The organism is Mycobacterium sp. 852002-50816_SCH5313054-b (assembly GCF_001667185.1).
Taxonomy (GTDB): Bacteria; Actinomycetota; Actinomycetes; order Mycobacteriales; family Mycobacteriaceae; genus Mycobacterium.
On record NZ_LZIC01000073.1, the window covers coordinates 1 to 20,642 of the forward strand.

The following is a 20,642-nucleotide window of genomic DNA, read 5'->3' on the forward strand; positions in this document are numbered from 1 at the left end:
AGCATCTGCACCGCCCCCGCGGCGCCGCCCAGCGCGCCCTCAATATGGAAGTCACATTAAAATGATAGCGACTATCACTTCACAAGGCCAGCGACGAACTCCCCCGCCACGCCGACCACCCGCTCCCGATCCCCCGCCACCAGGCCGATCCGCGTCCGCCGATCGACGATGTCGTCGACGTCCAGCGCGCCCTCGTGCGTCACCGCGTACTCGAACTCCGCCCGCGTCACGTCGATGCCCTCGGCGACGGGCTCGGCGGGGCGTTCGCACGTTGCGTTCGCCAGCACGCCAAACGCCTCGGCGCCGTAGCGTGCCACCAGCGACGCGGGCAACCCGGCGCCCGGCCCCGCGGCGGGCCCCGGGTTCGCCGCCGCTCCGATCAACGGCAGGTCGCGGGTGCGGCAGTCGCCCGCGCGCAACCCCCTTCGGCCGGCGGCGAAGTCCAGCACGTCCTCCGCCATGTAGCGGTATTCGGTCAGCTTGCCGCCGATGATGCTGATGACGCCCGACGGCGCCTCCATGACGGCATGCTCGCGCGACACGTCGGCGGTGCGGCCCGCACCGGTGTCGATCAGCGGCCGCAGCCCGGCGTACGCGCCGAGCACATCGGCCGTGCCGAGCGACGTCCCCAACGCGGTGTTCACCGTGTCCAACAGGAACGCGATCTCGTCGCCGGACGGTTGCGGCACGTCGGGGATCGGACCCGGCGCGTCTTCGTCGGTCAGGCCCAGGTAGACCCGGCCCAGCTGCTCGGGCATGGCGAACACGAAGCGGTTGAGCTCGCCGGGAATCGGAACGGTAAGGGCCGCAGTCGGATTCCTGAACGCTTGAGCGTCGAAGACGAGGTGTGTCCCGCGGCTGGGACGCAGCCGCAACGAATCGTCGATCTCGGCCGCCCACACCCCGGCCGCGTTGATCACCGCGCCGGCCGACACGTCGAACGACTGCCCGGTGCGCTGATCGGTCAACCGCACCGACGTGCCGGTCGCCTCGGACGCCGCGACGTAGGTCAGGATCCGGGCGCCGTGCTGCGCCGCAGTGCGCGCGACCGCGGTCACCAGCCGGGCGTCGTCGATCAATTGCCCGTCATACGCCAGAAAGCCGCCGTCGAGGCCGGCGCGCCGCACCGTCGGCGCCATCTCCACAACGCGCTGCGCCGAAACCCGCCGCGACCGCGGCAGCACCGACGACGGCGTCCCCGCCAGCGCCCGCAACCCGTCGCCGGCCAGGAACCCGGCGCGCACCAACGCGCGCTTGCCGCGGCTCATCGACGGCAGCAGCGGCACCAACTGCGGCATCGCGTGAACGAGATGAGGGGCGTTGCGCGTCATCAGGATTCCGCGCTCGACGGCGCTGCGCCGGGCGATGCCCACGTTGCCGCTCGCCAGGTAGCGCAGGCCGCCGTGCACCAGCTTGGAACTCCACCGGCTGGTGCCGAACGCCAGGTCGTGTTTCTCTACGAGCGCCACCCGCAGGCCGCGCGAGGCGGCGTCCAACGCGATCCCGACGCCGGTGATGCCGCCGCCGATCACGACGAGGTCCAGCGGCGCGCCGTCGGCCAACGCGGTCAGGTCGGCGGTGCGGCGCGCGGCGTTCAATGCGGAGAGGTTCACGAGAGGTATCCGTTCAGCGAGTAGGCGAGTTCGGCGGCCAGCGCGTCGGCGTCCAGGATCGGGCGGACGATCCGTTCGGATTGGATGGTCGACTGGGCGATGAGCAACACCATGGTGGCCATCTGCAGCGGGTCCCCGGCGCGGACGCTGCCGTGGCGCTGCGCCGCGCGCAGCCGCTCGGCCAGGGCGTCGATCAGCATCTGTTGGCTGGCCCCGAGGCGTTCGGTGATGTAGATCGGCGCCAGCTCGGAGTGCAACACCGACATCACCAGGTCGTCGCGGCGCAGCAGGTCGGCCACCGTGACGATCTGTCGCACCAGCGACTCCCGGTCGTCGCCGAGCAACGGCGCGTCGCGCATCACGCCGGTGATGTGCCGGGTCAGCAGTGCCGCCACGACCGACTTGGTGTCGGCCCAGCGGCGGTACACCGTCGGCCGGCTGACGCCCGCCCGGCGCGCGATCTCCGCCAGCGTCACCCGGTCCACCCCGAAATCGACGACGCAGCTGGCGGCCGCCGCCAGGATCCGGTCCCCGGTGTCTGACGGAGCGTTACTGATTGACAGCATGTGTAATACTGTAACGCATGACGCACGCCGAGGAACTCCTTCCCCCGATGAAATGGAACGCGTGGGGGGATCCCGCCGCGGCGAAGCCCCTCTCGGAGGGCATCCGCTCCCTCTTGAAACAGGCTGTGGGCATGCAGGATTCGGGCGAAACCGAACTCGGTGCCGACGAGGTGAGGCTGCGCCCGTCCGCGTTGTCGCCCGCCGACAACGACGCGCTGGCCGGCATCGTCGGCGCCGAGTACTGCCGCACCGACGACCGCGACCGGCTGCTGCGCGCCGGCGGCAAATCGACCCTCGACCTGCTGCGACGCCGGGATCCCGGGGTGCAGGACGCGCCCGACGCCGTGCTGCTCCCCGCGGACGACGAGGCGATCGCCGCGATCCTGCGCTACTGCTCCGAGCACCGCATCGCCGTGATCCCGTTCGGCGGGGGCACCAACGTGGTCGGCGGCGTCGATCCCACCCGCGGCGAGTTCGATGCCGTGGTGTCGCTCGACCTGCGCCGCCTCGACCAGCTCATCGAGCTCGACGAGGTGTCCGGCCAGGCCGTCCTCGGCGCCGGCGTCACCGGACCGGACGCCGAACGCCTGCTCGGCGAACGCGGCTTCTCGCTCGGGCATTTCCCGCAGAGCTTCGAGTACGCCACCATCGGCGGCTTCGCGGCGACGCGCTCGTCGGGCCAGGACTCGGCGGGCTACGGCCGGTTCGACGACATGGTGCGCGGCCTGCGGATGGTCACCCCGGTGGGCACGCTGGAGCTGGGCCGCGGGCCGCAATCGGCCGCGGGCCCCGACCTGCGCCAGCTGCTGCTCGGCTCGGAAGGAACCTTCGGCGTCATCACCCAGGTGCGGCTGCGCGTGCACCGCATCCCGGAGGCCGTCGCCTACGAGGCGTGGTCGTTCCCCGATTTCGAGACCGGCGCGGCCGCGCTGCGCGCCGTCGCCCAGAACGGCACCGGCCCCACCGTCATCCGGCTCTCCGACGAGGTCGAGACCGGGGTCAACCTGGCCACCACCGAGGCGATCGGCGAAAGCCAGGTCACCGGCGGGTGCCTGGGGCTCACGGTGTTCGAGGGCACCAAGGAACACGTCGAGAGCCGGCACGCCGAAACCAGCGCCCTGCTCGCGGCGCTCGGTGGCACGTCGCTGGGCGAGGCGCCGGCGCGGGCCTGGGAGCGCGGCCGGTTCGGCGCGCCGTACCTGCGCGACTCGCTGTTGTCCGCGGGCGCGCTCTGCGAGACGCTCGAGACGGCCACCGACTGGTCCAATGTTTCTACGCTGAAAGCCGCTGTCACCCAGGCGCTTACGAGCGCGCTGGCCGAGTCGGGCACCCCGGCGCTGGTGATGTGCCACATCTCGCACGTCTACCCCACCGGCGCCTCGCTCTACTTCACCATCGTCGCCGGGCAGCGGGGCAATCCGATCGAACAGTGGCGGGCCGCCAAGAAGGCGGCGTCGGACGCGATCATCGCCAACGGCGGGACCATCACCCACCACCACGCCGTCGGCGCCGATCACCGGCCCTGGATGCGGGACGAGATCGGCGAGCTGGGCGTCCAGGTGTTGCGTGCGGTCAAGGCGACGCTCGACCCGGCCGGAATCCTCAACCCCGGCAAGCTGATTCCGTGACCCGACGCGAGGTCGGCAAAGTCACCGCGCTGACCAATCCCGTCTCGGGACACGGCGCCGCCATCCGCGCGGCCCAGGTGGCGATCGCCCGCCTGCACGAGCGGGGCGTGCAGGTCACCGAGATCATCGGCGACGACGCCGAAGACGCGCGCCACCTCGTCGCCGCCGAACTCGAACGGGGAACCGACGCGGTCATGGTCACCGGCGGCGACGGCGTCGTCTCCAACGCGCTGCAGGTGCTGGCGGGCACCGACGTCCCGCTGGGCATCGTTCCGGCCGGCACCGGCAACGACCACGCCCGTGAATTCGCCGTTCCCACAAAGGATCCCGCGGCCGCCGCCGACGTCGTCGCCGACGGCTGGACGGAAACCATTGACCTGGGCCGGATCCGGTGGGGCGACGCCGAGAAGTGGTTCGGCACCGTCGCGGCCACCGGCTTCGACTCCCTGGTGACCGACCGCGCCAACCGGATGAGCTGGCCGCACGGGCGGTTGCGCTATTACTTCGCGATGCTGGCCGAGCTGTCACAGCTGCGGCTGTTGCCGTTCCGGCTGGTGCTCGACGGCACCCAGGAGATCGACGCCGACATCACGCTCGCCGCCTTCGGCAACACCCGCAGCTACGGCGGCGGGCTGCTGATCTGTCCCAACGCCGATCCCACCGACGGCCTGCTCGACATCACCATGGCCCATTCGGCGTCGCGGACCAAGCTGGTCCGCCTGTTCCCCACCGTCATGAAGGGCACGCACGTCGACCTCGACGAGGTGACCACCGCGCGAGCGACAACGATCCATGTCGAGTGCCCCGGCATCAACGTCTACGCCGACGGCGACTTCGCCTGCGCGCTGCCCGCCGAGATCTCCGTGGTGCCCGCGGCGCTGCAGATCCTGCGGCCTAGCCGACGCCCCGGTTGAGCCAGCTCACCTCGCCGGCGTCGCCGCCGTCGCGATAGGCCTCGAGCGCCTCGTCCCACGCCGTTCCCAGCACCGAGTCCAACTCGGCGGCCAGGTAGTCGGCGCCCTGGGCCATCATCGTGCGCAGCCGCATCTCGCCGACCATGACGTCGCCGTTGGCGCTCATCGCCCCGCTCCACAGCCCCAGCTGCGGGGTGTGGCTGAATCGCTGGCCGTCGACTCCGGGGCTGGGGTCCTCGGTGACCTCGAAGCGCAGCACCGACCAAGACCTTAGGGCGTTGGCCAACCGGGCGCCGGTGCCCACCGGCCCGACCCAGTTGGTGACCGCGCGCAGTTGCCCGGGCATCGCCGGCTGCGGTGTCCAGACCAGGTTGGCCTTGGACTGCAGGGTCGATGACAACGCCCACTCGACATGCGGGCATACCGCCGCCGGCGAGGCGTGGACGTACACCACACCCGTCGTCACGTCGGCAAATTGGTTCGACGCACGCATCTCCTGCTCCTTCGGTTCCACGAGGGACGTCTTCCCCAACGACCTGGTGGACCGCACGAAGCGGAATGCATGTAAATTTTTGTGTCCTGCGTGTCTATTGTGCCTTGTGATACCCCTGTTGCGCTAGTGTGCGGAGTGGCTAAATCTCACTCGGCCAGCACCAGGTCCGAAAGCGCAGGCCACGGCCCTAAAGCCCACTCCCCGAAGTCGCGGTCGGTGAGGACCACCAGCGCCCGGTCGGCCTCGGGATCGGCCCAGATGAACCCGCCCGCCTGACCGAAATGGCCGTACGTGCGCGCCGAGTTGCGCGTGCCGGTCCAATGCGGCGACTTGGCGTCCCTGATCTCGAAACCGAGGCCCCAGTCGTTGGGCCGCTGCACGCCATAGCCGGGCAGCACCCCGTCCAGGCCGGGAAACTGCACGGTCGTGGCCTCGGCGTGCAGCTGCGCCGAGACCGTCGACGGGCGCAACAGGTCGCCGGCGAATACCGCCAGGTCGGCGACGGTCGACGTCGCGCCGAACCCGGCGGCCTCGGCCCCGCCGTTGAGCCGGGTGGCCGCCATGCCCAGCGGCTCGCACACCGCCTCGGCGACGTAGTGGCCGAATTCGATGCCCGACTCCGCCTCGATGGCCCGGGCCAGCACGCCGAACCCAGAGTTTGAATACATTCGGCGGGTGCCGGGCTTGGCCAGCACGCGATCGTTGTGCATCGCCAGGCCCGACGCGTGAGCCAGCAGGTGGCGGATCGTGGAGCCGGGCGGGCCTGCTGGGGTGTCCAGCTCGACGACGCCCTCCTCGATCGCGACGTGCGCGGCCCGGGCCACCATCGGCTTGGTGACCGACGCCAGCTCGAAGATCCGCTCGGTATCACCATGGGTGACCAGCACCCCGTCGGGCCCGACGATCGCGGCGGCGGCCGCCGTCACCGGCCAGTCGGCGATGGCGTCGAGAGCGGCCATCACTTCCGGGCGATGTAGTAGTTGTTGATCGGGTCGCCCTCGACCTCGGTCACCCGAACCTCGCCGAACCCGGCGTCACGGAGCATCGAGGTGGCCAGCTGTGTGCCCCACGCGGTGCCCAGCCCGGCGCCGTCCAGCGCCAGCGACACCGTCATGCAGTGCATCAGTGAGACGGTGTAGAGGTAGGTGCTCATCGGGATCCCGACGTTCTCCTCGAGCCGGCTCGACGCCTTGATGTCGGCCATCAGGAAGACCCCGCCCGGCCGCAGCGCGCGGTAGATGTTCTCCAGCACCCGCGCCGGGTGAGCCTGATCATGGATGGCGTCGAACACGGTGATGACGTCGTAGGCCTCATGCTTGTCCAGGTGCGCCAGGTTGTGGCCCTCGAAGGTGGCGTTGGTCAGACCGAGGCGGGCCGCCTCGGCCACGCCGACCGCGACGGCCTCGTCGGAGAAGTCGATGCCGGTGAACCGGCTCGCCGGGAACGCCTGGGCCATCACGTTGATCGCGTGGCCGCTGCCGCACCCGAAGTCGGCCACGTCGGCCCCCGCGCGCAGCCGGTCGGGCAGGCCGTCGACCAACGGCAGCACGACGTCGACGAGCGCGATGTCGAACACCGCGGCGCTCTGCTCGGCCATCAGCGTGTGGAAGCGCGGGAATTCGCTGTACGGCAGCCCGCCGCCCTCCCGGAAGCAACCGACGATTTTCTGCTCGACCTCGCCGAGTTGCGGAAGGAACAGGGCCACCAGGGCCAGGTTGTCCGGCCCGGCGGAACGGGTGAGCACGCCGGCCCGGTGCGCGGGCAGCGAGTAGGTGCCGGCGTCGGCGTCGTAGTCGACGACGTGCCCGGTGGTCATGCCGGCCAGCCACTCCCGGACGTAGCGTTCGTTGAGGCCGGCGGCGTCGGCGATCTGCGCGCTGGTGGCGGGCGGTAGGCCGGCCATCGTGTCCAGCAGGCCGGTCTGATGCCCGATGCTCAGCAGGATCGTGAGGCTCGCGCCGTCGATTGCCGCGACCATTCGCCCGGCGAAATCTTCGGTGGTTTCCGAGGTGGTTTCAGGTGCCGTCACGCTCTGCAGACGCTACACCGTCCTGCTTCACGCCGAGACTGCGCTCAGCGCGCGCATTTGGCCGAGTTGGGCGATCTGAGCGCAGACTCGATGCGACTACAGGGCCGGGCCGCCAGTAGGTTGGAGCGCATGAGTCAGACAGTGCGCGGAGTGATTTCACGCAAGAAGGGCGAACCCGTCGAACTGGTGGACATCGTCGTACCGGACCCCGGGCCCGGAGAGGCGGTGGTCGACATCATCGCCTGCGGGGTGTGCCACACCGACCTGACCTACCGCGAGGGCGGCATCAACGACGAGTACCCGTTCCTGCTCGGCCACGAGGCGGCCGGCACCGTCGAGGCGGTCGGGCCGGGCGTGACGAACGTCGAGCCGGGCGACTTCGTGATCCTCAACTGGCGCGCGGTGTGCGGGCAATGCCGGGCCTGCAAGCGCGGCCGGCCGCAATACTGCTTCAGCAGCCTCAACGCCGAGCAGAAGATGACGCTGACCGACGGCACCGAGCTCACCCCGGCGCTGGGCATCGGGGCTTTCTGCGACAAGACGCTGGTGCACTCCGGGCAATGCACCAAGGTCGACCGCCGGGCCGACCCGGCGGTCGCCGGCCTACTGGGCTGCGGCGTGATGGCCGGGCTGGGCGCCGCGATCAACACGGGGGCGGTCACCCGCGACGACACCGTCGCCGTGATCGGCTGCGGCGGCGTGGGCGACGCCGCGATCGCGGGGGCCGCGCTCGTCGGGGCCCGGCAGATCATCGCCGTCGACACCGACAACACCAAACTGGACTGGGCCCGCAAGTTCGGGGCCACGCACACGGTCAACGCCCGTGAATTCGACGTCGTCAAAACGATCCAGGACCTCACCGAGGGCTTCGGGGTCAACGTTGTGATCGACGCGGTTGGCCGGCCCGAAACGTGGAAGCAGGCGTTCTACGCCCGCGACCTCGCCGGAATCGTTGTGCTGGTGGGGGTTCCGACACCCGACATGCAGCTGGAGATGCCGCTGCTGGACTTCTTCAGCCACGGCGGGTCGCTGAAGTCGTCGTGGTACGGCGACTGCCTGCCCGAGCGCGACTTCCCCGCCCTGATCGACCTGTACCTGCAGGGCCGGCTGCCGCTGGACAAGTTCGTCTCCGAGCGCATCGGGCTCGACCAGGTAGAGGAGGCGTTTCACAAGATGCACGGCGGCAAGGTGCTGCGCTCGGTGGTGATCCTGTAATGGTGACGATCGATCGGGTGGTCACGCACGGCACCTTCGAACTGGACGGCGGCAGTTGGGAAGTCGACAACAACATCTGGCTCATCGGCGACAATTCGAACGTCGTGATTTTCGACGCCGCCCATGACGCGGCGCCGATCGTCGAGGCTGTGGCAGGCCGCCACGTGGTGGCGGTGGTGTGCACGCACGGGCACAACGACCACGTCACGGTGGCTCCCGAACTGGGTAAGTCACTCGACGCGCCGGTACTGCTGCATCCGGCCGACGACGTGCTGTGGCGAATGACCCACCCGGACAAAGACTTTCGCGGCATATCCGACGGTGAGGGGTTGACCGTCGGTGGCACCGAGCTGACGGCGCTGCACACGCCGGGTCACTCCCCCGGATCGGTGTGCTGGTACGTGCATGACCTGGGCGTCGTGTTCAGCGGCGACACGCTGTTCGCCGGCGGCCCCGGCGCGACGGGGCGTTCCTACTCCGACTTCCCGACGATCCTGCACTCCATCTCCGAGCGGCTGGGCACGCTGCCCGGCGAGACCGTCGTGCACACCGGTCACGGCGACAGCACCACCATCGGCGACGAGATCGTCCACTACGAGGAGTGGGTGGCCCGCGGCCACTAGCGACGCTGGGTTCGGCGCCTGTCGTGCCGGATCGGTCCGTCGACGACGATTGCCAGCCACCCGTCGGTCCCGCGACCGGCGTCCGCCATCGATTCGGCCGCCATCGCGACGGCGTTGGCGAAATGCATTGGTCATTTGCGAGATGCCGGTGTCACCGGCTTCATGGCGGTGCGCTGCGGTGACGACGCCACGCACCGCTCGCCCGGCAGAAACACCCCCGGCCAACGAAAATGAGGACGTGGACGATGGGGCCGAATCCGATCTGGCATGGGAACTGGCTGACGTGATCAGCGCGCTGCTCCCCGACCCCGACCGCTTCCGGCTTTACGCCGCCATCGGTTCGGGCGAGTCATACACCGCGATCGAAACGGCGCTGCACACCATGGCGCACCATAGGGCCGCCATACCTGCGGAGCTCATAACCAAGCTCACCGACTGGCTCCGCGCGTACGCGCATAGCGTCGACGCACCCCGGCTACGCGAATTGATCCATGCCATCGACCCGTTGCCCTGAGGCCCCGGTGCGCCCGCGAGCGCGCGCACAATGTCAGCCCTACCGGCGTGTCGGCGTACCGACACGCGCCCTCGCCGCAGAGAACCTAATGCCCCTCGAGGATCCGGCGCTTCTCGGCCTCGAACTCCTCCGGCGTCAGCGCTCCCGAATCCCGCAGCGCCGTCAGCGTTTTGAGTCGTTCGAGCCGAATGCCCTCGTCGCCGGGCTCCACCGGCCCGGCCGGCGAGACGGGCACCGGCGGGTGGTAGTACGGGTTGGCCGCCACCACCGCCCGGCGCCGGGTGCGGCCCAACCACAAGCCGGACAGAATCGAATCGACCAGTCCCACCACGAACAGCCCGACGAACAGCCACACCAAAAAGCCCAGGGAACTCTTGTGGCCGAACGCCAGCCGCGGATTGATGTAGCCGTTGACCTGCCCGTCGGTGGTGATGTTGTAGTTGCCGCTGACGGGAATCTGGGCCACCCAAACCCGCACATGCGCGTCGTTGTTGACAGTCGTTGTGCTGCCGATGCTTTCGTTCAACGCGGGTTGCGCGGCGCCCTCGGGCGGCGCGATCGTGACACCCAGCGGCGGCACCGGCAGGCCGCCGTTGGGGCTGCCGACGACGACGGTGTGCAGGCTGACGGTGACCTCGCCGGCGGGCAGGTACACGCTGCCGGTTCCCGGGATCGGCACCTCGCCGTAGGCGTTGTACTTGTCCAGGAAAAACGCGTTGAGCACCAGGGCGACGATGAAGCCGCCGACCGACACGATCATCAGCACGACGGCGGCGGCCAGCGAAACCTTGGCGAGCCGCCTGCTGTTCATCCAGGCAGTGTGTCACCGCGGGCGGGGCGATGCCAGCGCCGGCCCTGTCGACGAGCCGGCACAAAGAGCACACTGTGACGGGGCGCATACGAAAGGAGTGCTACGCATGGCAAACGATCTCGTCGCCACGGTGCCCGACCTGTCCGGGAAGCTGGCAATCGTCACCGGGGCCAACAGCGGCCTGGGATTCGGGCTCGCCCGCCGCCTGTCGGCCGCCGGAGCCGACGTCGTCATGGCGATCCGCAACCGCGCCAAGGGGGAAAAGGCGATCGAGGAGATCCGCGCGACGGTCCCCGACGCGAAGCTGACCATCAAGGCCCTCGACCTGTCGTCGCTGGCGTCGGTCGCCGCGCTGGGTGAACAGCTCAACGCCGAGGGCCGCCCGATCGACATCCTGATCAACAACGCCGGCGTCATGACCCCACCGGAACGCGACACCACCGCCGACGGTTTCGAATTGCAGTTCGGCAGCAACCATCTCGGGCACTTCGCCCTGACCGGCCACGTGCTGCCGCTGTTGCGCGCCGCCGGCAAAGCCCGCGTCGTCTCGCTGAGCAGCCTCGCGGCCCGCCAAAGCGGCAAGATCCACTTCGACGACCCGCAGTTCGAGAAGTCCTACGCCGCCATGTCGGCCTACGGCCAGTCCAAGCTGGCGGTGTTGATGTTCGCCCTCGAGCTGGACCGGCGCAGCCGCGCGGGCGGCTGGGGCATCACGTCCAACGCCGCGCACCCCGGCCTGACCAAGACCAACCTGCAGGTGGCCGGGCCCTCGTACGGCCGCGAAAAGCCCGCGCTGATGGAGCGCCTTTACAAGGCGTCGTGGCGTTTCACGCCGTTTTTGTGGCAGGAGATCGACGAGGGCATTCTGCCCGCGCTCTACGCGGCCGCCGCGCCGCACGCCGAGGGCAGCGCGTTCTACGGGCCCCGCGGGTTCCAGGAGCTGGCCGGCGGCGGCGTCCGGCTGGCCCGGGTGCCCGAGCGCGCGCGCAACGAGGACGACTGCCGTCGGCTGTGGGAGCTGTCCGAGCAGCTCACCGGAGTGAGCTACCCGACCCCGGACTGACTATCGTTGGTGCATGCGGCCGGAACCTCGTCTGCCCGAATCGAGCATCGTGGTCCGGCCCGAGCCGACGGCCAGCGCGAACTACACCCAATCGACGCGGCTGCAGGCCGCCGGCCTGGCGCAGGCCATCGCGTTGTTCGAGCGGGCCGCGGAACAGGTGCCGCTCCCGGCGGCCCCGCAGCCGATCGTCATCGCCGACTACGGCGCCGCCAACGGGCACAACTCGCTGAAGCCGCTGTCGGCGGCCATCGCGGTGCTGCGCCGGCGCACCCGTGCCGACCACGCGATCCTGGTGGCGCACACCGACGTTCCGGGCAACGATTTCACCGCGCTGTTCCAAACCCTGGCCGACGACCCGGACAGTTACTTACACACGGACACAACGAGTTTCGCCTCGGCGATCGGCCGGTCCTTCTACGACCAGATCGTGCCGTCCAAGACCGCCAACCTCGGCTGGACGTCGTGGGCGACCCAGTGGGTGAGCCGGATCCCCTACGAGCTGCACGATCACGTGCACGTCGCCTACAGCACCGACGACGCGGCCCGCGCCGCCTACACCCACCAGGCCGCCACCGACTGGCACGACTTCGTGGCGTTCCGCGGGCGCGAGCTGGCCCCCGAGGGGCGGCTGGTGGTGCTGACGCTGGGTGTCGACGAGGACGACAAGCCGGGCTTCAAGACGTTGCTCGACGCGATCGTCGCGGCGCTGGGCGAGCAGGTGCGTGACGGCGTCCTCAGCGAGGAGGAGCTTCATCGCATGGTCATCCCCACATCCGGGCGCAGCGAGCGGGACTTTCGCGCCCCGTTCTCCCCGAGCGGCCGGTTCGAGGGCCTCACGATCGAGCACCTCGAGATGTTCGACGCCGAGGACCGATTCTGGGCCAGATACCAAATTGACGGTGACGCAAACGCTTTCGGGGCGCACTGGGCCGCATTCGCGCGGGCCGCGCTGTTCCCCGCCCTGGTCCGCGGCTTGAACGGCGCCGCCGCCGACCCACGCGCGGTCGACTTCGCCGACCGGCTGGAGGTCGCCGTCGCAGGACATTTGTCAAGCGCGCCTGAGCCGATGCGGATCCCGCTCGCCTCGGTGGTGCTGGTCAAGAACCGCCGATCGGACTGACGAGAGTTTCGACACAGCGCCGCAACGGGTAACCCCCGGGGGTGGTCGGAACTGCGACTCCAAGGGGGTAGGTGCATGAGCGTGCAGGACGACAAAGAGGCCGGCAAAGTAGAAGACAAAGAGGCTGGCCAAGAAGAAGACCAGAAGTTAACCGAAAAGCCGGAGGTCGAAGACCAGCATAAGGAACAGGCCGCCGAAATGATGAAGGCCTATAAGGACGAGCCAACTGTGGTGCTGCCCGGTTCCGGCGGCATGGTCTCCGGCACGGCGGTCAACGATTGGCTCGACGAGGACGGCAACCCGCAACACAACGATCCTGATGAGGGCGGCGGCTCGGACGAACAAGCGAAGTCCGACGAAAGCAACGACAAAGGCAACGACGACGAGGCCCGCAAAGAGCAGATCGAGAAGGACAAGGCCCTCAACGAGGAATTGCGGGAAGCCGCGGCGGAGGAGAACAAAGGCGAAAAGCGCTGAGCTGAAAGTTAATTCAGTGGGCGCGTGGCGCGATCTGGCTGATTAGGGTGGGGATCTCCGGGAAGCCGGGGATCGGTTCGTTGAGCCCCGGTATCGGAGGCAGCGGCGGGATCTCGGGGATTCCTGGGATGCGCGGAATCGCGGGCAGGGCCCGCGGTGGCGCCGGCGCCGCCGGGACGTCCTGAGCCGCCGGCGGGGCGGCAGGTGTGGGCGTATCCGGCGCGGGCGGCGCGTTGGTGTCGGGGCTCGACGGCGGCGGTGCCTCCTGGGTCGTCGGCGGCGGTGGCGGGGAACTCGTGGCGCTCGTCGGCGGCGCCGGCGACGCGGGGCTCGTGTTCCCGCCCGGATTGGTCATCGGCTGGTTTTTCGAGCCCACCCCGATCGCCAGGGCGACGCCGGCCAGCACCAGCACCGCCAGGGCGCCGAGGACGAGGATCATCGGCAGCCGGCGCCAGGCCGATTTCTTGGGTTCGGGCAACGCGGGTTCGGGTTCTTCGACCTTCAGCGCCGGGCCGGCGGACGTCTGGCCGGGAACGGCGGGTTTAGGCCACGGGCGTGCGGCCGTGGGCATGGCGCCTGAGCCGGCACCGTCCTGCGCCCAGGCCCGCGCGGGCATTCCACCGGACACCGCCGCCGGCGCCACAGCGGCGGCCGTTGCCGTCGCCGCCCGGGCCTGCGCGGTCGGGCCGTTGTCGTCGGGCCGGTGCGCCGCGCGCAGGGCGGCGCCCGTGGCGGCCGCCAATTGCGGGCGCGGCGTCGTGACGACCGGGACGCGAAGGTGTCCGGACAGCCGGGTGGTGACCGCCGGGATGTTCGCCCCACCGCCCACCGAGACCACCGCGACGAGGTCGCGAATACCGTTGCGCCGCAAGGCCTCATCGAGCACAGCCAGCAGGTTGTTCAGCGGCGCGCGGATCGCGTCGTCGAGCTCGTCGCGGGTGAGCCGGACGTCGGACAGGGTGGCCACCGTGTCCGACGAGAGCTGCTCCTTGGCGCCGCGGCACCCGACGCGCAGCCGGCTCACCGAGCCGACCGCCGAGCTTCCCGGCGCGAACGCGCCGGTGCTCGGCATGTTGGCCATGGCCGCGCTCAACAGCGCCTGGTCGATCATGTCGCCGCTGAAGTCGTGATGCCGGACGGTCGGGGCGAGGGGCGCCTCGCCCGCGGCGTCCATCAGCGTGATGCTGGTGCCGCTGCCGCCGAAATCGCAGACGGCGACGGTGCCGCGCGCGGGGATGCCCGGGTTGGTCCGCACCGCAGCCAGCGCCGCCGCGGCGTCGGGCATCAGCATCGGCCGCCGAGCGCGATCCGACCATTCCGACACCCCGGCCAGCGCGGCGCTCAGGGCGTCCACCGACTGGGCGGACCAGTGGGCGGGGTAGCTCACCGCGACGCTTTCGGGCAGCGGGCGCCCGCCGCTGGCGGCGTAGGCCAGGGCGCGCAGCCCGTCGGCGATCAGCGCGTCGCTCCGGTGCACCGAGCCGTCGGCGGCCACGATTCCGGCCGGGTCCCCCACCCGGTCCACGAAGCCGGTGACGACCAGGCCCGGCTCGTCGAGCTTGGGGTTCTCAGAGGGCACCCCCACCTCGGGCGGGCGTTGCCGATACAGCGTGAGGACGGGCCGGCGGATGATCGCGACATCGGCGGTCACCGCCGCCAGGTTGGTGGAACCAATCGACAAACCCAGCGCCGGTGTCGCTCTGTCGGCCATCTACCCATCCCCGTGTCAGCGGCGCATATTCCACCTTCGCGCAATTGTGTCGCTGATTCCTATAGCCATTCGTAGCGTCAGCTATGCGTGAGCTGTGCGACTACCGGGCGGGGTTTGGTCAGCGGATGGCGCCCGCCCCGGCGATCAGCGGGAGGTCCAGCGGGGTGACCCAGCCCGGCCGCAGGTCATTGACGGCCGGGACCGCGTTGAGGGCCCGCATCCCGGTCGCCAGGCATCCTGCCGTGGCCGCGTCCCGCCCCGAGCCGTCGGTGAACCGGAACGCGGTCTCCTGAAAGATGCTCGGCGTCCCCTCGATGTCCACCCGGTAGACGTCGTTGTCGTGGCCCGACGGCCAGTCCGGCGCGGCGTCCAGCCCGATGCGGTTGACGTGCTCGAGCTGAATGCGCGTCTCGCCCTGGTACACCCCGTTGATGGTGAACCGGACGGCGGCGACGTGTCCGGCCTTGATGACGCCCTTGGCCGTCGTGCGCTCCGTCGGGGTCACCCACTTGTCCCACGTGGTGGTGATCTCGTCGAGCATGATGCCGGCGGCGTGGGCGATCATCGGGACGGTGGCGCCCCACGCGAAGATCAACATGTTGGAGTCTTCGAGCAGCGGGCTGTATTCGGGCTCGCGGCCGATGCCCATCTCGACTTCGTAGTCGCCCTCGTAGTTGGTGTAGTCCAGCAGCTCCGACGCCCGCACCCGGCGCACCTCCGAGCACAGGCCCATCAGCGTCATGGGGAACAGGTCGTTGGCGAAGCCGGGGTCGATGCCGGTGGTGAAGCAGGACGATTCGCCGAGCTCGCACGCCTCGGTGATGGGCTCGATCCAGTTGGGCGGGTTCAGGTGCATCGTCGGCCACACCCACGGCGTCATCGCTGTGGAGCACACGTCGATGCCGGCCCGTAGGAAGCGGGTGATCAGCGCGATGTTGTCCTTGGCGTGCATCGCCGTCGGGCCGTAGTGCACCAGGGCGTCGGGCTTGAGCGCGATCAGGGCGTCGACGTCGTCGGTCGCGATGATGCCCACCGGTTCGGGTAGCCCGCAGATGTCGCCGACGTCGCGGCCGACCTTGTCGGGGTTGCTGACGCCGACGCCGACCAACTCGAACAGCGGATGCTTGACGATCTCCGCGATCACCATCCGGCCGACGAACCCGGTACCCCAGACCACCACGCGCTTCGAGCCGCTTTCCGACATACACACCTTCCTGACCTTCAGCCCACCCGCGTTCACCCTATAGACCAGGCGATGTTCGTGGTGACACGATGTGAAACCATGACCAGTCATCTCAGGGGGCCCGCGATCCTGTTCGCGATCGGCATCGGCTTCGCCAACATCTGCGGTGGGACCGTCGCCGGCGTTGCCGGCGCGAATGACAACCCCAAAGTCCGCTACGAGGTCAGCGGCCCCGGCGTCGCGGAGTACATCTCCTATCAAACCGACAGCGGCCAGCTGCGCGCGGTGAACGCCAAGCTGCCTTGGTCGACGGAGTTCACCGGTTTCGGCGGCGAGGTGTTCGTCCTCAGCGCCCAAGGGGCGGGGCCGATCAACTGCAAGATCCTGATGGACGGCAACGTCGTGACGGATGCGACGGCAACGGTGGGGGCGCCGGCCAGGACCGTCTGCACCCACTGAGAGGGGTTTTGCCGTGCCACTCACGACCGGTATCGCGACTCGCGTGAACGGGGCGCCCCCGCCCGAGGTGCCGCTTGCCGACATTCATCTCGAGTCGCTCGAGTTCTGGGGGCGCGACGACGACTACCGCGACGGCGCCTTCGCCACCTTGCGCCGCGAGGCCCCGCTCTCGTTCTGGCCCGCCGTCGAGTACGAGGGGTTCGAGGCCGGCTCCGGGTATTGGGCGCTGACCAAGCTGGAGGACGTGCACTACGCGAGCCGTCACCCGGACGTCTTCAGCTCCGCCGGCGGCATCACGATCGGTGACCAGATGCCGGAGTTGGCCGAGTACTTCGGTTCGATGATCGTGACGGACGATCCGCGACACCAGCGGCTGCGCTCGATCGTCAGCCGGGCGTTCACCCCGAAGGTGGTGGCCCGCATCGAGGCGTCGGTGCGCGAGCGGGCGCACTGGCTGGTGGCATCGCTGATCGCCAATCATCCCGGCGGCGAGGCCGATCTGGTCGGCGAGCTCGCCGGGCCGCTGCCGTTGCAGATCATCTGCGACATGATGGGCATCCCCGAGGAGGACCACCAGCGCGTATTCCATTGGACCAACGTGATTCTCGGGTTCGGCGACCCCGACCTGTCGACCGATTTCGAGGAGTTCACCCAGGTTTCGATGGACATCGGCGCCTACGCCACGGCGCTGGCCGAGGATCGCCGCGTCAATCACCACGACGACCTGACCACGAGCCTGGTCGAGGCCGATGTCGATGGCGAGCGGCTGACGTCGCAGGAGATCGCGTCGTTCTTCATCCTGCTGGTGGTCGCCGGCAACGAGACGACGCGCAACGCGATCAGCCACGGCGTGCTGGCGCTGTCGCGCTACCCCGCTGAGCGGGAGAAGTGGTGGGCCAACTACGACGCCCTGGCCCCCACCGCGGTCGAGGAGATCGTGCGGTGGGCCTCCCCCGTGGTCTACATGCGGCGCACCCTGACCCGGGACATCGAGCTGAGCGGCGTCAAGATGGCGGCCGGCGACAAGGCCGCGCTGTGGTACAACTCGGCCAACCGCGACGAGTCAAAGTTCGCCAACCCGTGGATGTTTGACGTGGCCCGCGATCCCAATCCGCATCTCGGGTTCGGCGGCGGCGGCGCGCACTTCTGCCTGGGCGCCAACCTGGCCCGCCGCGAGATCAGGGTCGTGTTCGACGAGTTGCGGCGCGAGATCCCCGACCTCGTCGCGGTCGACGAACCCTCGATGCTGCTGTCGCAATTCATCCACGGCATCAAGAGGCTGCCGGTCGCGTGGACTCCCCCGGGGTCATAGGGGCGCGCGACCTCCTTTCGCGAGCAGACGCAGAATCGCACGATTGCACCTCGTGCTGTGCGATTCTGCGTCTGCTCGCGGGTTTACCCTGACCCAGTGACCATTCCCGCGCTCCCCGCCCCCGAGGTGCTCGCCGCCCGCGAGAAGCTCGTGCTCGACCACTTTCACGACGAGGTCCGCCAGGACTGGGACGACGTGTTGGCGACCTTCCCGCATCCGCGCTACGAGCTGATCCCGCAGATGGTCGTCCACGACGGCGACGAGGCGGTGCGCGGCTACTACGTCTACACCAGGACCGCGTTCCCCGACCAGGACCACGAGATCATCGCGCTGCGGCACAGCGCCGACGCGGTGATCGTCGAGTTCTGGCTGATGGGCACCCATCGCGGCTACCTCGGCAAGGTCCCGCCCACCGGCAGCAGGTTCCGGGTCCGCATGACCGCCTACTTCGTGTTCGACGACACCGAAACCCTTGTCTGCGAACGCATTTACTTCGACACGCTGACCATGATCAAGCAGCTGCTCGGTGGGCTGGACATGAAGAAGCCGGCGAACTGGTTGCTGGCCGCGCGCTGCGCGCGCGGCTTCCTGTCGATGTCGTCGGAAAAGCCGGACCCCGCACTGACTTCCGCGTAAACTGCGGCAATGCGCCTGCACGCGCTATGCGCCCTCGCCGCGACCGCATTGCTGGGCGCCTGCGGCACGGCCACCGCCGCGCCCACCAGCTCGCACCCCGTGAAGTGGATCGACCTGCAGGTCGGCGACTGCGTGGCCGACCTGCCGCCGATCGACCTGAGTCGGGTGACGGTCACCGTCGTCGACTGTGCCACAGCGCATGTGGCCGAGGTGTACCTGCGCGCCCCGATGGCCGTCGACAAAGCCGTCGCGATCGTCGCCAGGCAAGACTGCAACGCCGGATTCGCGCCCTACACCGGCCGTTCCGTCGACGGCAGCCCGTTTTCGATCACGTTTCTCATCGACTCGAATCAGGATCGAACGGGCGCGGACCCCACGCCGAGCACCGTCATCTGCCTGCTGCAGTCCGCCAACGGCCAGCCGCTGACCGGTTCGGCGCGCCACTAGCAGCCGAGTTGTGCTGCGAGGTCGAGGAAGTCGGACGCGTTGATGTCGAATTCGTCGGAGTAGGCCACGTCGGCGTCGCCGCCGGCCCCGAATTCCCGCGGGCGCGCGACGAAGGCGGTCGCGAAGCCGAGCCGGCCCGCCGCGCGGATGTCGTACTTGTGGCTGGCCACCATCATGATCTCGGCCGGCTCCAGGCCGAGGTAGGTCGCGGCCAGGCGATAGATCGCCGGGTCGGGCTTGAACACCCCGGCCATCTCGGCGGCGAAGATCGCGTCCCACGGCAGGCCCGCGCGCTTGGAGAGGTTGACCACCGCTGACACGTCGGCGTTCGACAGCGTGGCCAAGGTGTAGGCGCCCTTCAGCCGGGTCAGCCCGGGCACCACGTCGGGCCACGGCCTCAGCCGCTGCCAGGCCAGGGTGAGCGCGTCGCGGTCGGCGTCGGAGAATCCCGCGATGCCGCAGTCGTCCAGGACGGTGTCGAGCGCGCGGCGATACACCGAGTGCACCGAAACCCATCCGTTCCCCTGCGCGGCCTCCAGCGTCGCGAAGTAGCCTGCGCGCCAACGGCGCACGAGGTCGCCCCAATCGGCGTCCGCGTGACGGCCCGCGCTGATCCGCGCCGCCTCGTCGCACACGGTCGAATGAAAATCCGTCGCCGTGCCCTGCACGTCGAACAACAACGCCTTGACCACAAGCCTCATCATGCACCCGTGCGGTTAGAATCTGCGGCGTCCCAACGCTTGATCCCTTCCGCCCTGCGAGGTAGGCCGTGGCCGACAACACCGATCCCGGGCACGACGAGCGCGAGCCCGACTATCGATTCACCCTCGCCAACGAGCGCACGTTCCTGGCCTGGCAGCGCACCGCGCTGGGGCTGCTCGCCGCGGCGGTCGCCCTGGTGCAGCTGGTGCCGGAGCTGGCCGTCCCCGGCGCACGCCGCGCGCTGGGCATCGGGCTGGCCGTGCTGGCGACGCTTACCAGCGGGATGGGGCTGTTGCGCTGGCGGCAGGCCGATCGCGCCATGCGGCACGGCGATCCGTTGCCGCGCCATCCCACGCCGGCCTACCTCGCGGTGGGCCTCAGCGTGGTGGGGCTGGTGGCGCTCGGGCTGGTGATCGCCAAGGCGGTCATCGGTTGAACGACTACCCGCCGACCCCCGGGCAGACCGAGGACCGGACGATCCTGGCCTGGACCCGAACGTCCTTCGCGTTCCTGGGCAACGGCGCGCTGCTGATGATCAGGAACCTGCACGGCCCGGTTGGGCCGTTGCAGCTGCTGCCCGCCTATCTGGCCGCCGCCGTGGCGTTGGGCACCTACCTGATCGCGGTGCGACGCCAGCGCACGCTGCAGCAGCGGCCGCTGCCGCCAGACATCAACCCGCGCCGCTCGGTGCACGTCATCGGGACTGCCGTGCTGGTGCTCATCGTCGTGACCACCGTCGCCCAGCTGACATAGCCGGCTGGTACCGGCGGTCCGTCGTTTCGCGGCGCCGGCCGGGATGACGTGCGGAATATCAAGCAAATTCACAGGTTTGGGGCGCGCTCCCGCGGGCAAATTGGCCCGTATGATCGCGCGTCACATCTCCCGTTTCGTTGTTTCTGCACTCGCCGCGGCGTCCGGTCTTAGCGGCTCGGTCGTCGCGCCTGACATCCCCTCCGCCGCCGCCGAATGTCCGGACGTCCAGGTGGTCTTCGCCCGCGGCACCGGCGAGCCCCCCGGTGTCGGCGGCACCGGACAGGCGTTCGTCGATGACCTGCGCTCGCGGGTGGGTGGAAAGTCGCTCGACGTCTATCCGGTGAACTACCCGGCCAGCAACGACTGGGAAACC

Annotated in this window: 25 protein-coding genes; 15 read left to right on the forward strand and 10 right to left on the reverse strand. The window is 69.5% G+C overall.

Annotated elements, in window-relative coordinates; translation table 11 throughout:
* Positions 1–74: 74 nt before the first annotated feature.
* Together A5787_RS15895 and A5787_RS15900 are read right to left on the reverse strand one after the other, a co-directional pair.
* On the reverse strand, positions 75–1,613 hold the full coding sequence (locus tag A5787_RS15895) for a glycerol-3-phosphate dehydrogenase/oxidase (protein WP_369829121.1): 1,539 nt from the start codon (positions 1,611–1,613) through the stop codon (positions 75–77).
* Positions 1,610–2,179: a TetR/AcrR family transcriptional regulator gene (locus tag A5787_RS15900; protein ID WP_066968616.1), complete on the reverse strand. Its 570-nt coding sequence runs from the start codon at positions 2,177–2,179 to the stop codon at positions 1,610–1,612. Before A5787_RS15900 ends, A5787_RS15895 begins: the two co-directional genes overlap by 4 nt.
* 47 nt (positions 2,180–2,226) lie before the next feature.
* Here A5787_RS15900 and A5787_RS15905 point away from each other — a divergent pair, with 47 nt between their 5' ends.
* Entirely contained in the window at positions 2,227–3,807 is a 1,581-nt protein-coding gene (locus A5787_RS15905) for an FAD-binding oxidoreductase (RefSeq protein WP_369829122.1), read from the forward strand.
* Complete coding sequence (locus A5787_RS15910; RefSeq protein ID WP_066968620.1) at positions 3,804–4,721, forward strand: diacylglycerol kinase; 918 nt, start codon at positions 3,804–3,806, stop codon at positions 4,719–4,721. The genes A5787_RS15905 and A5787_RS15910 overlap by 4 nt, the downstream gene beginning before the upstream one ends.
* On the opposite strand, the gene A5787_RS15915 is transcribed toward A5787_RS15910, so the two are convergent.
* From A5787_RS15915 to A5787_RS15925, 3 genes are all read right to left on the reverse strand, one after another.
* On the reverse strand, positions 4,702–5,214 hold the full coding sequence (locus A5787_RS15915; RefSeq protein WP_066968654.1) for a DUF3145 domain-containing protein: 513 nt from the start codon (positions 5,212–5,214) through the stop codon (positions 4,702–4,704). The two genes, A5787_RS15910 and A5787_RS15915, sit on opposite strands and share 20 nt — an antisense overlap.
* A gap of 146 nt (positions 5,215–5,360) precedes the next feature.
* Complete coding sequence (locus A5787_RS15920) at positions 5,361–6,173, reverse strand: serine hydrolase (RefSeq protein ID WP_066968623.1); 813 nt, start codon at positions 6,171–6,173, stop codon at positions 5,361–5,363.
* Complete coding sequence (locus A5787_RS15925) at positions 6,173–7,192, reverse strand: methyltransferase domain-containing protein (RefSeq protein ID WP_066968625.1); 1,020 nt, start codon at positions 7,190–7,192, stop codon at positions 6,173–6,175. The genes A5787_RS15920 and A5787_RS15925 overlap by 1 nt, the downstream gene beginning before the upstream one ends.
* Positions 7,193–7,372: 180 nt before the next feature.
* Here A5787_RS15925 and A5787_RS15930 point away from each other — a divergent pair, with 180 nt between their 5' ends.
* The gene (locus A5787_RS15930; protein WP_066968627.1) at positions 7,373–8,458 is read left to right on the forward strand and encodes an S-(hydroxymethyl)mycothiol dehydrogenase; all 1,086 of its coding nucleotides are present in this window, start codon (positions 7,373–7,375) and stop codon (positions 8,456–8,458) included.
* Positions 8,458–9,081, forward strand: a complete 624-nt coding sequence (locus A5787_RS15935) for an MBL fold metallo-hydrolase (RefSeq protein WP_066968629.1) — start codon at positions 8,458–8,460, stop codon at positions 9,079–9,081. Before A5787_RS15930 ends, A5787_RS15935 begins: the two co-directional genes overlap by 1 nt.
* Here A5787_RS15935 and A5787_RS28510 read toward each other — a convergent pair.
* Complete coding sequence (locus tag A5787_RS28510; protein WP_255361728.1) at positions 9,078–9,209, reverse strand: hypothetical protein; 132 nt, start codon at positions 9,207–9,209, stop codon at positions 9,078–9,080. The two genes, A5787_RS15935 and A5787_RS28510, sit on opposite strands and share 4 nt — an antisense overlap.
* A 110-nt stretch (positions 9,210–9,319) precedes the next feature.
* Here A5787_RS28510 and A5787_RS15940 point away from each other — a divergent pair, with 110 nt between their 5' ends.
* The gene (locus tag A5787_RS15940; RefSeq protein WP_066968631.1) at positions 9,320–9,595 is read left to right on the forward strand and encodes a hypothetical protein; all 276 of its coding nucleotides are present in this window, start codon (positions 9,320–9,322) and stop codon (positions 9,593–9,595) included.
* An 85-nt stretch (positions 9,596–9,680) separates the two neighbouring features.
* Here the strand turns inward: A5787_RS15940 and A5787_RS15945 are convergent, their stop codons facing one another.
* Positions 9,681–10,406, reverse strand: a complete 726-nt coding sequence (locus A5787_RS15945; protein WP_066968632.1) for an SHOCT domain-containing protein — start codon at positions 10,404–10,406, stop codon at positions 9,681–9,683.
* 106 nt (positions 10,407–10,512) lie between these two features.
* Between A5787_RS15945 and A5787_RS15950 the strand changes: the two genes are divergently transcribed.
* The 3 genes from A5787_RS15950 to A5787_RS15960 all read left to right on the forward strand — a co-directional run bounded on the left by A5787_RS15950 (position 10,513) and on the right by A5787_RS15960 (position 13,066).
* Entirely contained in the window at positions 10,513–11,469 is a 957-nt protein-coding gene (locus A5787_RS15950; RefSeq protein WP_066968634.1) for an SDR family oxidoreductase, read from the forward strand.
* 13 nt (positions 11,470–11,482) lie between these two features.
* Positions 11,483–12,589, forward strand: a complete 1,107-nt coding sequence (locus A5787_RS15955; protein WP_066968637.1) for an SAM-dependent methyltransferase — start codon at positions 11,483–11,485, stop codon at positions 12,587–12,589.
* A 75-nt stretch (positions 12,590–12,664) separates the two neighbouring features.
* Positions 12,665–13,066, forward strand: coding sequence for a hypothetical protein (locus A5787_RS15960; protein WP_066968639.1), 402 nt, complete (start codon positions 12,665–12,667; stop codon positions 13,064–13,066).
* Positions 13,067–13,079: 13 nt separating this feature from the next.
* Here A5787_RS15960 and A5787_RS15965 read toward each other — a convergent pair whose 3' ends face one another.
* Together A5787_RS15965 and A5787_RS15970 are read right to left on the reverse strand one after the other, a co-directional pair.
* The gene (locus tag A5787_RS15965; protein WP_066968641.1) at positions 13,080–14,777 is read right to left on the reverse strand and encodes an Hsp70 family protein; all 1,698 of its coding nucleotides are present in this window, start codon (positions 14,775–14,777) and stop codon (positions 13,080–13,082) included.
* Between the two features lie 118 nt (positions 14,778–14,895).
* Positions 14,896–15,981 (reverse strand): dihydrodipicolinate reductase, encoded by a 1,086-nt coding sequence (locus A5787_RS15970; protein ID WP_066968642.1) that lies wholly within the window; start codon positions 15,979–15,981, stop codon positions 14,896–14,898.
* Between the two features lie 78 nt (positions 15,982–16,059).
* Between A5787_RS15970 and A5787_RS15975 the strand changes: the two genes are divergently transcribed.
* The 4 genes from A5787_RS15975 (at position 16,060) to A5787_RS15990 (ending at position 18,814) form a co-directional block, all read left to right on the forward strand.
* A complete protein-coding gene (locus tag A5787_RS15975; protein ID WP_066968657.1) occupies positions 16,060–16,419 on the forward strand; it encodes an MmpS family transport accessory protein in 360 nt (119 codons plus the stop codon).
* Between the two features lie 13 nt (positions 16,420–16,432).
* A complete protein-coding gene (locus A5787_RS15980; protein ID WP_066968644.1) occupies positions 16,433–17,731 on the forward strand; it encodes a cytochrome P450 in 1,299 nt (432 codons plus the stop codon).
* A 96-nt stretch (positions 17,732–17,827) separates the two neighbouring features.
* On the forward strand, positions 17,828–18,367 hold the full coding sequence (locus A5787_RS15985; RefSeq protein WP_066968646.1) for an ester cyclase: 540 nt from the start codon (positions 17,828–17,830) through the stop codon (positions 18,365–18,367).
* Positions 18,368–18,376: 9 nt separating this feature from the next.
* Positions 18,377–18,814, forward strand: coding sequence for a hypothetical protein (locus A5787_RS15990; RefSeq protein WP_066968648.1), 438 nt, complete (start codon positions 18,377–18,379; stop codon positions 18,812–18,814).
* On the opposite strand, the gene A5787_RS15995 is transcribed toward A5787_RS15990, so the two are convergent.
* Positions 18,811–19,518: a haloacid dehalogenase type II gene (locus A5787_RS15995; RefSeq protein WP_082977254.1), complete on the reverse strand. Its 708-nt coding sequence runs from the start codon at positions 19,516–19,518 to the stop codon at positions 18,811–18,813. The genes A5787_RS15990 and A5787_RS15995 overlap by 4 nt on opposite strands.
* A gap of 65 nt (positions 19,519–19,583) precedes the next feature.
* Between A5787_RS15995 and A5787_RS16000 the strand changes: the two genes are divergently transcribed.
* From A5787_RS16000 to A5787_RS16010, 3 genes are all read left to right on the forward strand, one after another.
* Positions 19,584–19,952 carry a YidH family protein gene (locus tag A5787_RS16000; protein ID WP_066968651.1) on the forward strand — a complete coding sequence of 123 codons (369 nt, stop codon included), beginning with the start codon at positions 19,584–19,586 and terminating at the stop codon, positions 19,950–19,952.
* Entirely contained in the window at positions 19,949–20,269 is a 321-nt protein-coding gene (locus A5787_RS16005; protein ID WP_066968653.1) for a DUF202 domain-containing protein, read from the forward strand. Before A5787_RS16000 ends, A5787_RS16005 begins: the two co-directional genes overlap by 4 nt.
* Before the next feature lie 109 nt (positions 20,270–20,378).
* Positions 20,379–20,642: cutinase family protein (locus tag A5787_RS16010; RefSeq protein WP_156763966.1), on the forward strand; the 264-nt coding region annotated here is incomplete at its 3' end.

What these genes read in the sequence shown, in the direction of transcription:
- A5787_RS15905 (WP_369829122.1), top strand. Translation starts at nt 2,227, where the DNA reads ATGAAATGGAACGCGTGGGGGGATCCCGCCGCGGCGAAGCCCCTCTCG.
- A5787_RS15995 (WP_082977254.1), bottom strand. Translation starts at nt 19,518, where the DNA reads ATGATGAGGCTTGTGGTCAAGGCGTTGTTGTTCGACGTGCAGGGCACG.
- A5787_RS15990 (WP_066968648.1), top strand. Translation starts at nt 18,377, where the DNA reads ATGCGCCTGCACGCGCTATGCGCCCTCGCCGCGACCGCATTGCTGGGC.
- A5787_RS15965 (WP_066968641.1), bottom strand. Translation starts at nt 14,777, where the DNA reads ATGGCCGACAGAGCGACACCGGCGCTGGGTTTGTCGATTGGTTCCACC.
- A5787_RS15950 (WP_066968634.1), top strand. Translation starts at nt 10,513, where the DNA reads ATGGCAAACGATCTCGTCGCCACGGTGCCCGACCTGTCCGGGAAGCTG.
- A5787_RS15975 (WP_066968657.1), top strand. Translation starts at nt 16,060, where the DNA reads ATGACCAGTCATCTCAGGGGGCCCGCGATCCTGTTCGCGATCGGCATC.
- A5787_RS15920 (WP_066968623.1), bottom strand. Translation starts at nt 6,173, where the DNA reads ATGGCCGCTCTCGACGCCATCGCCGACTGGCCGGTGACGGCGGCCGCC.
- A5787_RS15925 (WP_066968625.1), bottom strand. Translation starts at nt 7,192, where the DNA reads ATGGTCGCGGCAATCGACGGCGCGAGCCTCACGATCCTGCTGAGCATC.
- A5787_RS15935 (WP_066968629.1), top strand. Translation starts at nt 8,458, where the DNA reads ATGGTGACGATCGATCGGGTGGTCACGCACGGCACCTTCGAACTGGAC.
- A5787_RS15900 (WP_066968616.1), bottom strand. Translation starts at nt 2,179, where the DNA reads ATGCTGTCAATCAGTAACGCTCCGTCAGACACCGGGGACCGGATCCTG.
- A5787_RS15960 (WP_066968639.1), top strand. Translation starts at nt 12,665, where the DNA reads ATGAGCGTGCAGGACGACAAAGAGGCCGGCAAAGTAGAAGACAAAGAG.
- A5787_RS15970 (WP_066968642.1), bottom strand. Translation starts at nt 15,981, where the DNA reads ATGTCGGAAAGCGGCTCGAAGCGCGTGGTGGTCTGGGGTACCGGGTTC.
- A5787_RS28510 (WP_255361728.1), bottom strand. Translation starts at nt 9,209, where the DNA reads ATGCATTTCGCCAACGCCGTCGCGATGGCGGCCGAATCGATGGCGGAC.
- A5787_RS15930 (WP_066968627.1), top strand. Translation starts at nt 7,373, where the DNA reads ATGAGTCAGACAGTGCGCGGAGTGATTTCACGCAAGAAGGGCGAACCC.
- A5787_RS15955 (WP_066968637.1), top strand. Translation starts at nt 11,483, where the DNA reads ATGCGGCCGGAACCTCGTCTGCCCGAATCGAGCATCGTGGTCCGGCCC.
- A5787_RS15915 (WP_066968654.1), bottom strand. Translation starts at nt 5,214, where the DNA reads ATGCGTGCGTCGAACCAATTTGCCGACGTGACGACGGGTGTGGTGTAC.
- A5787_RS15945 (WP_066968632.1), bottom strand. Translation starts at nt 10,406, where the DNA reads ATGAACAGCAGGCGGCTCGCCAAGGTTTCGCTGGCCGCCGCCGTCGTG.